This window comes from Pseudomonas sp. F9001 (genome assembly GCF_013385435.1).
Lineage (GTDB): Bacteria > Pseudomonadota > Gammaproteobacteria > Pseudomonadales > Pseudomonadaceae > Aquipseudomonas.
In genome coordinates this window covers 170,549-182,428 of record NZ_JACAPX010000015.1, presented here as the reverse complement: position 1 = coordinate 182,428, position 11,880 = coordinate 170,549, and the positions used below count along the sequence as shown (strand labels likewise).

The following is an 11,880-nucleotide window of genomic DNA, read 5'->3' as shown; positions in this document are numbered from 1 at the left end:
CCTCATAGGAATGGCAAAAATGCTCAGGCGCCGAAAGTTAGCAGTCGATCCGCTTGGGCACCTGAGAATTCTGGCTATGAGGCGGATAGACGGGCGCGGCTTGGGGCCGCGCGGGTGAGTCAACCGCGGTGTCGAGACTCCACTGCCTTGCGCAGGGTGTCGATCAACGCCTGGATACGGGCGTGCTGCATTTTCATCGAAGCTTTGTTGACGATCAGCCGGGAGCTGATGTCGGCGATAAAGTCCTGGGGCTCCAGGCCGTTGGCGCGCAGGGTGTTGCCGGTGTCGACCACGTCGATGATCTTGTCGGCCAGGCCGATCAGCGGTGCCAACTCCATCGAGCCGTAAAGCTTGATGATGTCGACCTGGCGGCCTTGCTCGGCATAGTAACGCTTGGCAACGTTGACGAACTTGGTCGCCACCCGCAGGCGGCCTTTAGGCTCGACGTCACCGACACGGCCGGCGGTCATCAGCTTGCACAGGGCGATACGCAGGTCCAGCGGCTCGTACAGGCCCTGGCCGCCGTATTCCATCAACACGTCTTTGCCCGCGACGCCGAGGTCGGCCGCGCCATGTTCAACGTAAGTTGGCACATCGGTGGCACGCACGATCAGCAGGCGAACGTCGTCCTGGGTCGTGGGGATGATCAGCTTGCGGCTCTTGTCCGGATTCTCGGTCGGCACGATGCCCGCTTCAGCCAGAAGCGGCAAAGTGTCGTCAAGGATGCGGCCCTTGGACAGTGCGATGGTCAACATGGGAAACGTCAGTCCTTCATCAGGCTATTGCTGTCCGGTCGCAATCGGCGCCAGACACAGATCGAGGCCATTACAGCCTCGACTTGAAACAAATCAGCTAACAGCATACATCGTCATGTGGCGAGGGAGCTTGCTCCGGCTGGGGCGCGAAGCGGCCCTGATCTTTGTTTAAAAAGACTGGGACTGCTGCGCAGTCCAGCGGGAGCAAGCTCCCTCGCCACAATGACGGTGTCAACAGCCCCGGGAATTAGCCCGGTACGCGGCGGATTTTCGCGCCGAGCATCTGCAGCTTCTCTTCGATGCACTCGTAACCACGGTCTATGTGGTAGATGCGGTCGATGAGGGTGTCGCCGTCAGCGCACAACGCCGAGATCACCAGGCTGGCGGAGGCACGCAGGTCGGTAGCCATCACTGGCGCGCCCTTGAGCTTCTCGATGCCGGTCACGATGGCGGTGTTGCCTTCGACTTGGATCTTGGCGCCCATGCGGTGCAGCTCGTACACGTGCATGAAGCGGTTTTCGAAGATGGTCTCGATCACGGCACCGGTGCCTTCGGCAATCGCGTTCAGGGAAATGAACTGCGCCTGCATGTCCGTCGGGAACGCCGGGTACGGAGCGGTACGCACGTTAACGGCTTTTGGCCGCTTGCCATGCATGTTCAGCTCGATCCAGTCTTCACCGGTGGTGATCTCGGCGCCGGCTTCCTTGAGTTTTTCCAGGACGGCTTCGAGGATGGTCGGATCAGTGTCCTTGACCTTGACACGGCCACCGGTGACGGCAGCCGCGACCAGATAGGTACCGGTCTCGATGCGGTCCGGCATCACCTTGTAGGTAGCCGAATGCAGGCGTTTCACGCCATCAATGGTGATGGTGTCGGTGCCGGCGCCGGTGATGTTGGCACCCATGGCGATCAGGAAGTTGGCCAGGTCGACCACTTCCGGCTCGCGCGCGGCGTTTTGCAGCACGCTGCGGCCATTGGCCAGGGCAGCGGCCATCATGATGTTCTCGGTACCGGTCACACTGACGGTATCAAAGAAGAAGTTTGCGCCACGCAGGCCGCCTTCCGGCGCCTTGGCCTTGATGTAGCCGCCTTCGACGTCAATGGTTGCACCCATGGCTTCGAGGCCACGGATGTGCAGGTCCACCGGACGCGAACCGATGGCGCAACCGCCAGGCAGTGCGACTTCGGCTTCGCCGAACCGGGCAACCATCGGGCCCAGGACCAGGATCGAGGCGCGCATGGTTTTCACCAGCTCGTACGGTGCGATCAGGGTCTTGATGGTGCGCGGGTCGATTTCGACGCTGAGTTTCTCGTCGATCACCGGCTCGATGCCCATGCGACCGAACAACTCGATCATGGTGGTGATGTCATGCAGGTGCGGCAGGTTGGCCACGGTAACCGGGCCATCGCACAGCAAGGTCGCTGCCAGGATCGGCAGGGCGGAGTTCTTCGCCCCGGAAATACGGATCTCGCCATCAAGACGAGCACCGCCGGTAATAATCAATTTATCCATAAGAATCTCGACGCCTTGGGGGCTCAGGTGCGCTCGGCCCAGGCCGCGCGGCTGAAAAATTTCATAGTGACCGCATGGATGCTGCCATCGGTGATCCACGGGTTCAAATGGGCATAGATCTGCTGCTGACGCTTGACCGGGCTCAATGCCGCCAGTTCATCGCTAATCACGTTCAGCTGGAAATTGCAGCCTTCGCCCTCAACTTCAACATTAGTTTCGGGCAGCTTTCCTTCAAGGAAGCTTTTAACTTCTAGGGCCTGCATGATCAACCTCTATGGGCGCCCAGTGCGCGCGGGTCGCACATCATACAAAAAAGCCCCGCGCCTGCGAACCCCGCATAGCAGGACTCTGACGGGGGGCTTCTTTAATAATGTGTATTAAGGATGCGCCAACAGCTCGGTCAGACCGGAAACCTCAGCGATTTCACGCATGTCTTCGGGCAATGCACGAATGCTCACCGGCTTTTTGACGGCCTGCGCATCGCGCATGAAACACAGCAGCAACGACAAGCCGACGCTGCTGGACTTAACCACCGCCGAGCAATCCAGCACCAGCGCAGGAGCGGTACTGGCATTGATCAGCGCCTGGCCCTGCTTGCGCAGGGCGGGTCCAGTGCTGTAATCCAGCACGCCGCTGAGCAACAGCTCACCGGACTCGCCAAGGCGAATGGCCGACTCGGTCATTGGGCAGGCTTCCCGGCAGCTTTGTCGGTTTCTTCCTTGGCCTTGGCCACTTCACCGGCCCAACCGTTGATGGTTTTGTCCAGGTCGTTGCCATTGCGCTGCATTGCATCCGCGAACTGGTCACGGAACAGCTTGCCAATGTTGATGCCGTTGATGATCACGTTACGCAGTTTCCACTCGCCGTTGACCTTCTCGAGCGTGTACTGCACAGGGTAGACCGCGCCGTTGTTGCCCTTGACACTCATGTTGACGCTGGTGCGGTCACCCGACTCATCCCCGGCAGGGGCGACGGTAATCCCCTGGTTGTTGTACTCCAGCAGGGCGTTGCCGTAGAACTGGAACAAGCCCTTCTTGAAGTTTTCCTGGAATGTCTGCATCTGCGCAGGCGTAGCCTTGCGCGAGTACTTGACGGTCATGATGCTTTTGGAAATACCTTCAGCATCAACAACAGGCCCGACAATCGTGTTCAGCGCGTTATAGAACTGACTCGGGTCCTGCTTGTACTTTTCCTTGTTGGCACTCAGGTCAGCCAACATCTTGTTGGTGGTGTCCTGCACCAGGTCATGCGCAGAACCGCCGGCAGCGGCGTTAGCCATCAACGGCAGTGCCGCGAGCAGTACCAACAGGCCACGTCGCAAAGTAGAGATCATGAACACATTCCTCATTTGGCGTCTTTATTGACGGTATTGAGCAGGAATTTACCGATCAAGTCCTCCAGCACCAACGACGACTGTGTGTCATGAATGGTCGAACCATCCTTGAGCAGGGCAGATTCCCCGCCGACGCTGATGCCGATGTACTTCTCGCCCAGCAGGCCAGCGGTGAGGATAGACGCAGTGGAGTCAGTCGGCAGGTTATCTACCTTCTTGTCCACCTGCATGGTCACACGGCCGGTGAAGCTGTCGCGGTCCAGATCGATTGCCGTGACCTTGCCGATGGTTACACCCGCCATGGTCACTTTAGCTCTGACAGTCAAACCGGCGATATTGTCGAAGTAGGCGTAAAGTTTATAAGTATCGGCGGTGGGGCTGGCCGATAGGCCGCTGACTCGCAGGGCGAGCAACAGTAAAGCCAGGATGCCAGCCAGCAAGAAAAGGCCGACACCGATTTCCACAGTGCGGTTTTGCATCAGAAATCTCCAAACATCAAGGCGGTCAAAATGAAGTCAAGGCCCAGTACCGCCAGCGAGGCGTACACAACGGTCTTGGTGGTGGCGCGACTGATCCCTTCTGAGGTGGGCTCACAGTCATAGCCTTGGAATACGGCGATCCAGGTCACTACAAAGGCGAAGACGATGCTTTTAATGATGCCATTGAGCACGTCGCCGCTGAAGGTCACGCTGTTTTGCATGTTGCCCCAGTAGGAACCGTCGTAGACGCCCAACCAGTCAACCGCCACCCATGAACCGCCCCAGATCCCGACCACGCTGAATACCATCGCCAGCAGTGGCAGGGAGATGAAGCCGGCCCACAGGCGCGGGGCAACAATGTACTTGAGTGGATCGACGCCGATCATTTCCAGGCTGGACAGCTGCTCGGTGGCCTTCATGTTGCCGATTTCGGCCGTCAGTGCCGAACCGGCACGCCCGGCAAACAGGAGAGCGGTCACCACCGGGCCCAACTCACGCAACAGCGTCAGGGCAACCATCTGCCCAACAGCCTGCTCGGACCCATAGCTGGAGAGGATATTGAAGCCTTGCAGCGCCAGCACCATGCCGATGAACACCCCGGAGACCACGATGATCACCAGGGACATCACGCCCACGGAGTGCAGTTGCTTGATCAGCAGGCCGAAACCGCCGCCAATACCGCCGCGGCCGAGCAAGGCATGAAACAGGAAAATCGTCGAACGCCCCAGCACACCGATGATATCGATGCCGGAGCGACCGAAAAGGCGAACCTTTTCGAGTAATGATGTCTTGCGCATCAGCGCTTCCCCAGAAGATCTGAGCGGTAGTCCGCTGCCGGAAAGTGAAAAGGCACCGGGCCATCGGGATCGCCGGTCATGAATTGGCGAATGCGCGGGTTGTCTGCGTTCATCAGTTCTTCAGGCGTGCCCTGCCCCAGCACCTGGCCATCGCCCACTACATATAGGTAGTCGGCAATGCTCGCGGTCTCGGCCAGGTCGTGGGAAACCACGATACTGGTGATACCCAACGCATCATTGAGCAGGCGGATCAGGCGTACCAGCACCCCCATGGCAATCGGGTCCTGGCCAACGAAAGGCTCGTCGTACATGAGAATCTGCGGGTCGAGGGCGATGGCACGCGCCAGGGCGACACGACGCTTCATGCCTCCGGACAACTCGTCGGGCATCAAATCGATAGCACCGCGCAGCCCGACGGCCTGCAATTTCAGCAACACAATGTCACGAATCATTTCATCGGACAGCTGTGTATGCACCCGCAGCGGGAACGCCACGTTTTCGAAAACATCGAGATCGGTAAACAACGCGCCGCTCTGGAACAGGACGCCCATGTGTTTGCGGGCATCGAACAGGTCACTGCGCGAAAGGGTCGGCAGGTTCTGGCCATTGACCCAGACTTCACCGGCGGAGGGGCGCAATTGCATGCCCATCAGGCGCAGCAGCGTAGTCTTGCCGCAGCCGGAAGGCCCCATGATGCCCGTGACTTTGCCGCGGGGAATGCGAATATCCACATTATTGAAGATGCTGCGCGTACCGCGCTTGAAGGAAAGGCCCTTCAGCTCGACCGCGTAGGCGTTATCGGCACTCATCTAAACTCCTTGGGATGCAGCCTTTCACTCAGACACTTTGTTTTCGACAAATGCTTGCGCCGAATAGACAAAAAGGCCGTGCGGACCGAACTGGCCGCGAACTATATCACTGCTGGTACAGCGCCCCCAAGGCCGGAACAGAGCTTGTTCAGAAACAGGACAGCTAAAAAATCCTGGCTGAGGTTCAATCTCAACCACAGGTGGATTGAATAAAGCCTGACGAACTTGTGTGAGGGAATTGATCATTACCGTTATAATCGCCGACTTTTCGTCAGGCTATACGATTTCAGACATGAGCCAATCCAGCGACCTTATTCAATCCGCACAACGCACCATCCGCCTCGAGCTTGAAGCCGTAGAAGGCTTGCTGGCCCATATCGACGCGGATTTCGTACGCGCCTGCGAGATGATTCTGGCCAGCAAGGGCCGCGTAGTGGTGGTCGGCATGGGCAAATCCGGGCATGTCGGCAACAAGATCGCCGCCACCCTGGCGAGCACCGGGACCACCGCGTTCTTCGTGCATCCGGCCGAAGCCAGCCACGGCGACATGGGCATGATCACCCGGGACGACATCATCCTGGCACTGTCCAACTCCGGCACCACCAACGAAATCGTGACCCTGCTGCCGCTGATCAAGCGCCTGGGTATCCAGCTGATCAGCGTGACCGGCAACCCGGACTCGACGCTGGCAAAAGCCGCCGAAGTGAATTTGAACGTGCACGTTGCCCACGAGGCCTGCCCGCTGAACCTGGCACCGACCTCCTCCACCACCGCCGCCCTGGTCATGGGCGATGCGCTGGCCGTGGCATTGCTGGAAGCCCGCGGGTTTACCGCCGAAGACTTCGCGTTTTCCCACCCGGGCGGCGCCCTTGGCCGTCGCCTGCTGCTGAAAGTGGAAAACGTCATGCACGCCGGCGACGAGCTGCCACAAGTGCCTCGCGGCACCTTGCTGAAAGATGCCTTGATGGAAATGACCCTCAAGCGCCTGGGCATGACCGTAATCCTGGAGTCCGACGGGCGGCTGGCCGGGGTCTTCACCGACGGCGACCTGCGCCGCACCCTGGACCGCAACCTCGACATCCAGACCGCCACCATCGACGAAGTCATGACGCCTCACGGCAAGACCGCACGCCCTGACATGCTCGCGGCCGAAGCACTGAAGATCATGGAAGACCACAAGATCCTGGCGCTGGTGGTGGTCGACAGCGACGACCGTCCGGTTGGCGCCCTGAACATGCACGACTTGCTGCGTGCGGGAGTGATGTAAATGACCACCGACCTGTTGCAACGGGGCAAGCACATCAAGCTGGCGATTTTCGACGTCGACGGCGTGCTGACGGATGGCCGCCTGTACTTCCTGGAAGACGGCAGCGAATTCAAGACGTTCAACACCCTCGACGGCCAGGGCATCAAGATGCTGATGGCGGCGGGCGTGCAAACCGGAATCATCAGCGGTCGCAAGACCCCGGTTGTGGAACGCCGCGCACAAAACCTGGGTATTCCTCACCTGTATCAGGGCCGCGAGGATAAACTGGTGGTTCTGGACGAGCTTCTTGGCCAACTCAACCTAAGCTATGAGCAGGTTGCGTACCTGGGTGACGATTTACCCGACCTGCCGGTGATTCGCCGGGTCGGCCTGGGCATGGCCGTGGCCAATGCGGCGGCGTTCGTTCGCGAACACGCCCATGGTGTAACCACCGCCCGCGGCGGCGAAGGCGCCGCCCGCGAGTTCTGCGAGTTGATTCTGCGCGCCCAAGGCAGCCTTGAAGCGGCCCACGCCGCCTACCTATAGAGCGTTTTATGCTGAGTAAAAAGATTCGCAATTTCCTGATACTTGCAGTCATCGCCGCGGTTTTCCTCGCGGTCGGCTACTGGAATATCAGCCCGGAGCGCTTCCTCGACAAGCCGGTTGCACAGGTTGACGAGAGTGCTATCGACTATTACGCCATCAACGCCCACAGCATCCAGTACCTGCCCGATGGCAAGGTCCAGTATGAAATGACCTCCGACAAGGTCGAACACTTGAAGGCATCCGAGGTCACTTTGCTGACCAAGCCGGACATGAACCTGTACCGCGGCGCCGAATTTCCATGGCACGTCACCAGCGAGCGTGGCGAGGTCAACCCGGACGGCACCCAAGTGGAACTGATTGACTCGGTGCGGGTAGCCCGCACTGACGCCAAGAACCGCGACACCATTATTACCAGCAGTCGCATGACCGTATTCCCACAGAAGCAATATGCGCAGACCGAGCAAGACGTTAGAATTGACGGCGCTGGCGGTGTATCGACTGGCAAGGGAATGAAAGCGTATTTGAAAGAAAGCAGGATACACCTGCTATCGAACGTAAGAGGACAGTATGAGGCTCGTTAAAACCCTCCCTATTTTGCTCGGCCTGGGCGCAGCACTGGGAAGCGTGAGCGCCTGGGCTCTGCCGAACGATAGCCAGCAACCGATCCACATTCAGGCTGACGATGCGCAGCTGGATGACAAGCAAGGTATCGCGACCTACACGGGCAGCGTGATCATCACCCAGGGCTCGATGAAAGTGACGGGTAACACCGTGACACTGACTCGTACCCCGGCAGGCGATATCGACGTGGTCACTTCGGTGGGCAACCTGGCGTATTTCGAACAACTGCAGAAAGTGGGCGACCCTACGCCGGTCAAAGGCTATGGCAAGACGATCCAGTACCACGCCCAGCAAAACCGCATCGTGCTGATCGACCAGGCCCGGGTCATCAATGACGGCAACACCACCGACGGCGAAAAAATCGTCTACGACACGGTGAAGCAGATCGCCCAGGCCGGCCGTGCTACCGGCTCGAAAATCAGCACGCCGAAGCCGCGTATCGACATGGTTATCCAGCCGAAGCAGAAACCGGGCGCAGCCCAGCCGGCGCCGAAACCCGACGCGAAGAAGGCGAATTAATGGCAACCCTGAAAGCCCAGCATCTGGCCAAGGCTTATAAAAGCCGTCAGGTCGTGCGTGACGTCAGCCTGTCGATCGACAGCGGCCAGATCGTCGGTTTGCTCGGCCCCAACGGTGCCGGCAAGACCACCTGCTTCTACATGATCGTCGGCCTGGTGCAGGCCGATCAAGGCCGCGTCCTGATCGACGACCTGGACGTAAGCCACCAGCCTATGCACGGCCGTGCGCAGGCAGGTATCGGCTATCTTCCCCAGGAAGCATCGATCTTCCGCAAACTGTCGGTTTCCGACAACATCATGGCCATCCTCGAGACCCGCAAGGAACTCGACCGCGCCGGGCGCAAGAAAGAGCTGGAAAGCCTGCTGCAGGAATTCCACATCAACCACATTCGCGACAACCTCGGCATGAGCCTTTCCGGCGGCGAGCGTCGTCGTGTGGAAATCGCCCGCGCGCTGGCCACGGCGCCCAAGTTCATCCTGCTGGACGAACCTTTCGCCGGTGTCGACCCGATCTCGGTCGGCGACATCAAGCAGATCATCCATCATCTCAAGGCCAAGGGCATCGGTGTGTTGATCACCGACCACAACGTCCGTGAGACACTCGATATCTGCGAAACCGCCTACATCGTCAACGATGGACAGCTGATTGCCGAAGGTGACTCTGCCACTATCCTGGCCAACGAACTGGTCAAGGAAGTGTATCTGGGTCACGAGTTCCGCCTGTAGACACGGTGGTATCAGGCCATTCGCCATGGAGCGCGGTAGTCAATAAAAACCTCAGTATTTTTATTGTTACCGCGCTCTAGGCAAAGCCCCCGATATCAGGCATATAATTTGCTTATGTTTGGCGCTCACGCGCCCTGTCGTGGATGGCGCATTGCGCCGGCGAATAAGGTGTTAAGCCCCTGCCATGAAACCATCGCTAGTCCTGAGAATGGGCCAGCAGCTGACGATGACACCGCAGCTGCAACAGGCCATCCGCCTGCTCCAATTGTCGACCCTGGACCTGCAACAGGAAATCCAGGAGGCCCTGGAGTCCAATCCGATGCTCGAACGCCAGGAAGAAGGCGACGACTTCGATAATGCAGACCCGCTGGCCGACAACATCGAGCAAAAGCCCAACCCCGACGTACAGGAACCCTCCTACCAGGAAACCGCCCCCACGGTGGATAACCTTGAGGAAGGCGAATGGAACGAACGCATTCCCAACGAACTTCCCGTGGATACCGCCTGGGAAGACGTCTACCAGACCAGCGCCAGCAGCCTGCCCAGCAACGATGACGACGAGTGGGACTTCACCACCCGCACATCAGCCGGCGAGAGCCTGCAAAGCCATTTGCTCTGGCAGCTGAACCTGGCACCGATGTCCGATACCGATCGCCTGATCGCCGTGACCCTGATCGATTGCATCAACAACCAGGGCTACCTGGACGAGACCCTTGAGGAGATCCTCGAGGCGTTCGACCCGGAACTGGACATCGAACTGGACGAAATCGAAGCCGTCCTGCACCGCATCCAGCAATTCGAGCCGGCCGGCATCGGCGCCCGCAACCTCAGCGAGTGCCTGCTGCTGCAACTGCGCCAATTGCCGGCCAAGACGCCTTGGCTGAGCGAAGCGCAGCGCCTGGTCACCGACTACATCGACCTGCTGGGCAGCCGCGACTACAGCCAGTTGATGCGCCGCATGAAGCTCAAGGAAGATGACCTGCGCCAGATCATCGAGCTGGTGCAGAGCCTCAACCCACGCCCGGGCTCGCAGATCGAGTCCAGCGAAGCCGAATATGTCGTGCCCGACGTGATTGTGCGCAAGGACAACGAACGCTGGCTGGTGGAGCTGAACCAGGAATCGGTGCCGCGCCTGCGGGTCAATCCGCAATACGCAGGTTTTGTGCGCCGCGCCGACACCAGCGCCGATAACACCTTCATGCGTAACCAACTGCAGGAAGCCCGCTGGTTCATCAAGAGCCTGCAAAGCCGCAACGAAACCCTGATGAAAGTCGCCACCCAGATCGTCGAGCACCAGCGCGGCTTCCTGGAATACGGCGATGAAGCAATGAAGCCGCTGGTACTGCACGACATCGCCGAGGCGGTGGGCATGCACGAGTCAACGATTTCCCGGGTGACCACGCAAAAATTCATGCATACCCCACGGGGTATATATGAGCTGAAATACTTTTTCTCCAGCCACGTCAGCACCTCCGAAGGCGGTGAATGCTCGTCCACGGCGATCCGCGCGATCATCAAAAAACTGGTTGCCGCGGAAAATCAGAAAAAGCCGTTGAGTGACAGCAAGATCGCTGGTTTACTGGAGGCACAAGGCATTCAGGTCGCCCGTCGAACCGTCGCCAAGTACCGCGAGTCCCTTGGGATCGCGCCTTCCAGCGAGCGTAAGCGTTTGATGTGACGGGCGGGCCATAGCGTTCCAGTGGCGGGTATTCCTACCCGCCGCTTTATGCACTGGCAACGAAGGAGAAGCTGTATGCAAGTCAACATCAGTGGACACCATGTAGAAGTCACCCCTCCATTGCGCGAATACGTCGAGCTGAAGCTGAAGAAGCTTGAGGGCCATTTCGACAAGATCACCAACGTGCAGGTCATCATGAAGGTCGACAAGCTTCAGCAGAAAATCGAAGCGACACTTCAGATACCCGGTGGCGAAGTGGTCGCCAATGCCGAACATGAAGACATGTATGCATCAATCGACTTGCTCACAGACAAGCTTGACCGCCAACTTAAAAAGCATAAGGAAAAGCAGCAGAGCCTTCTTCAAGGCACTGGCCGCTAACACTCCCCACCCATGATCCGACTTGAAACCATCCTGACCCCCGGCCGTTCCCTCGTGAACGTGCCGGGCGGCAGTAAAAAGCGCGCCCTCGAACAAATTGCCAACCTGATCGGCCGCGAAGTGCCCGAACTGGATACGCAAGCTGTGTACGAGGCTCTGATCGCCCGTGAAAAGCTCGGCTCCACCGGCTTTGGCAACGGCATCGCCATTCCTCACTGCCGCCTGCAAGGCTGTGAGTCTCCAGTCAGCGCCCTGCTGCACCTGGACGCCCCTATCGATTTCGACGCCATCGACGGCGCGCCGGTCGACCTGCTGTTCGTGCTGCTGGTCCCGCAAGCTGCCACCGATGCGCACCTGGAACTGCTTCGGCAGATCGCCAGCATGCTCGACCGCAAGGACGTACGCGACAAACTGCGTAGTGCCTCAAGCAATGAGGCGCTCTACCAGGTTGTCCTGGATGAACAAAACGGGCATTAAT

Annotated in this window: 16 protein-coding genes; 8 read left to right on the top strand and 8 right to left on the bottom strand. The window is 59.0% G+C overall.

Annotated elements, in window-relative coordinates:
* Nucleotides 1-119: 119 nt before the first annotated feature.
* From hisG to HX818_RS17400, 8 genes are all read right to left on the bottom strand, one after another.
* Nucleotides 120-755 carry an ATP phosphoribosyltransferase gene (hisG, locus tag HX818_RS17435; protein WP_003188599.1) on the bottom strand — a complete coding sequence of 212 codons (636 nt, stop codon included), beginning with the start codon at nt 753-755 and terminating at the stop codon, nt 120-122.
* Nucleotides 756-1,002: 247 nt separating this feature from the next.
* Entirely contained in the window at nt 1,003-2,268 is a 1,266-nt protein-coding gene (gene murA, locus HX818_RS17430; RefSeq protein WP_003216140.1) for a UDP-N-acetylglucosamine 1-carboxyvinyltransferase, read from the bottom strand.
* A gap of 23 nt (nt 2,269-2,291) precedes the next feature.
* A complete protein-coding gene (locus HX818_RS17425; protein WP_008434291.1) occupies nt 2,292-2,531 on the bottom strand; it encodes a BolA family protein in 240 nt (79 codons plus the stop codon).
* Between the two features lie 114 nt (nt 2,532-2,645).
* On the bottom strand, nt 2,646-2,951 hold the full coding sequence (locus HX818_RS17420) for a lipid asymmetry maintenance protein MlaB (RefSeq protein ID WP_003216137.1): 306 nt from the start codon (nt 2,949-2,951) through the stop codon (nt 2,646-2,648).
* The gene (locus HX818_RS17415; protein ID WP_003216135.1) at nt 2,948-3,601 is read right to left on the bottom strand and encodes a phospholipid-binding protein MlaC; all 654 of its coding nucleotides are present in this window, start codon (nt 3,599-3,601) and stop codon (nt 2,948-2,950) included. The genes HX818_RS17420 and HX818_RS17415 overlap by 4 nt, the downstream gene beginning before the upstream one ends.
* Nucleotides 3,602-3,612: 11 nt before the next feature.
* Nucleotides 3,613-4,080 carry an outer membrane lipid asymmetry maintenance protein MlaD gene (gene mlaD, locus HX818_RS17410; RefSeq protein ID WP_003216133.1) on the bottom strand — a complete coding sequence of 156 codons (468 nt, stop codon included), beginning with the start codon at nt 4,078-4,080 and terminating at the stop codon, nt 3,613-3,615.
* Complete coding sequence (gene mlaE, locus HX818_RS17405) at nt 4,080-4,877, bottom strand: lipid asymmetry maintenance ABC transporter permease subunit MlaE (RefSeq protein WP_003216131.1); 798 nt, start codon at nt 4,875-4,877, stop codon at nt 4,080-4,082. Before mlaE ends, mlaD begins: the two co-directional genes overlap by 1 nt.
* Complete coding sequence (locus HX818_RS17400; protein ID WP_003216128.1) at nt 4,877-5,686, bottom strand: ATP-binding cassette domain-containing protein; 810 nt, start codon at nt 5,684-5,686, stop codon at nt 4,877-4,879. Before HX818_RS17400 ends, mlaE begins: the two co-directional genes overlap by 1 nt.
* Before the next feature lie 292 nt (nt 5,687-5,978).
* Between HX818_RS17400 and HX818_RS17395 the strand changes: the two genes are divergently transcribed.
* The 8 genes from HX818_RS17395 (at nt 5,979) to ptsN (ending at nt 11,879) form a co-directional block, all read left to right on the top strand.
* Nucleotides 5,979-6,953: a KpsF/GutQ family sugar-phosphate isomerase gene (locus HX818_RS17395; RefSeq protein WP_003216126.1), complete on the top strand. Its 975-nt coding sequence runs from the start codon at nt 5,979-5,981 to the stop codon at nt 6,951-6,953.
* Entirely contained in the window at nt 6,954-7,478 is a 525-nt protein-coding gene (locus HX818_RS17390) for an HAD family hydrolase (RefSeq protein WP_087692862.1), read from the top strand.
* A gap of 8 nt (nt 7,479-7,486) precedes the next feature.
* Entirely contained in the window at nt 7,487-8,059 is a 573-nt protein-coding gene (gene lptC / locus HX818_RS17385) for an LPS export ABC transporter periplasmic protein LptC (protein WP_003216122.1), read from the top strand.
* Nucleotides 8,046-8,618, top strand: coding sequence for a lipopolysaccharide transport periplasmic protein LptA (gene lptA, locus HX818_RS17380; protein WP_023659193.1), 573 nt, complete (start codon nt 8,046-8,048; stop codon nt 8,616-8,618). Before lptC ends, lptA begins: the two co-directional genes overlap by 14 nt.
* Nucleotides 8,618-9,343, top strand: coding sequence for an LPS export ABC transporter ATP-binding protein (lptB, locus tag HX818_RS17375; RefSeq protein ID WP_003216119.1), 726 nt, complete (start codon nt 8,618-8,620; stop codon nt 9,341-9,343). The genes lptA and lptB overlap by 1 nt, the downstream gene beginning before the upstream one ends.
* Nucleotides 9,344-9,527: 184 nt before the next feature.
* Nucleotides 9,528-11,021, top strand: a complete 1,494-nt coding sequence (locus HX818_RS17370) for an RNA polymerase factor sigma-54 (RefSeq protein WP_003216117.1) — start codon at nt 9,528-9,530, stop codon at nt 11,019-11,021.
* A 75-nt stretch (nt 11,022-11,096) separates the two neighbouring features.
* Nucleotides 11,097-11,402 carry a ribosome hibernation-promoting factor, HPF/YfiA family gene (hpf, locus tag HX818_RS17365; protein WP_003216115.1) on the top strand — a complete coding sequence of 102 codons (306 nt, stop codon included), beginning with the start codon at nt 11,097-11,099 and terminating at the stop codon, nt 11,400-11,402.
* A gap of 12 nt (nt 11,403-11,414) precedes the next feature.
* Complete coding sequence (ptsN, locus tag HX818_RS17360; RefSeq protein ID WP_003216114.1) at nt 11,415-11,879, top strand: PTS IIA-like nitrogen regulatory protein PtsN; 465 nt, start codon at nt 11,415-11,417, stop codon at nt 11,877-11,879.
* Nucleotide 11,880: the final 1 nt, after the last annotated feature.

What these genes read in the sequence shown, in the direction of transcription:
- HX818_RS17390 (WP_087692862.1), top strand. Translation starts at nt 6,954, where the DNA reads ATGACCACCGACCTGTTGCAACGGGGCAAGCACATCAAGCTGGCGATT.
- mlaD (WP_003216133.1), bottom strand. Translation starts at nt 4,080, where the DNA reads ATGCAAAACCGCACTGTGGAAATCGGTGTCGGCCTTTTCTTGCTGGCT.
- lptC (WP_003216122.1), top strand. Translation starts at nt 7,487, where the DNA reads ATGCTGAGTAAAAAGATTCGCAATTTCCTGATACTTGCAGTCATCGCC.
- HX818_RS17370 (WP_003216117.1), top strand. Translation starts at nt 9,528, where the DNA reads ATGAAACCATCGCTAGTCCTGAGAATGGGCCAGCAGCTGACGATGACA.
- HX818_RS17425 (WP_008434291.1), bottom strand. Translation starts at nt 2,531, where the DNA reads ATGCAGGCCCTAGAAGTTAAAAGCTTCCTTGAAGGAAAGCTGCCCGAA.
- hisG (WP_003188599.1), bottom strand. Translation starts at nt 755, where the DNA reads ATGTTGACCATCGCACTGTCCAAGGGCCGCATCCTTGACGACACTTTG.
- HX818_RS17420 (WP_003216137.1), bottom strand. Translation starts at nt 2,951, where the DNA reads ATGACCGAGTCGGCCATTCGCCTTGGCGAGTCCGGTGAGCTGTTGCTC.
- HX818_RS17395 (WP_003216126.1), top strand. Translation starts at nt 5,979, where the DNA reads ATGAGCCAATCCAGCGACCTTATTCAATCCGCACAACGCACCATCCGC.
- ptsN (WP_003216114.1), top strand. Translation starts at nt 11,415, where the DNA reads ATGATCCGACTTGAAACCATCCTGACCCCCGGCCGTTCCCTCGTGAAC.
- HX818_RS17415 (WP_003216135.1), bottom strand. Translation starts at nt 3,601, where the DNA reads ATGATCTCTACTTTGCGACGTGGCCTGTTGGTACTGCTCGCGGCACTG.
- lptB (WP_003216119.1), top strand. Translation starts at nt 8,618, where the DNA reads ATGGCAACCCTGAAAGCCCAGCATCTGGCCAAGGCTTATAAAAGCCGT.
- lptA (WP_023659193.1), top strand. Translation starts at nt 8,046, where the DNA reads ATGAGGCTCGTTAAAACCCTCCCTATTTTGCTCGGCCTGGGCGCAGCA.
- HX818_RS17400 (WP_003216128.1), bottom strand. Translation starts at nt 5,686, where the DNA reads ATGAGTGCCGATAACGCCTACGCGGTCGAGCTGAAGGGCCTTTCCTTC.
- mlaE (WP_003216131.1), bottom strand. Translation starts at nt 4,877, where the DNA reads ATGCGCAAGACATCATTACTCGAAAAGGTTCGCCTTTTCGGTCGCTCC.
- murA (WP_003216140.1), bottom strand. Translation starts at nt 2,268, where the DNA reads ATGGATAAATTGATTATTACCGGCGGTGCTCGTCTTGATGGCGAGATC.
- hpf (WP_003216115.1), top strand. Translation starts at nt 11,097, where the DNA reads ATGCAAGTCAACATCAGTGGACACCATGTAGAAGTCACCCCTCCATTG.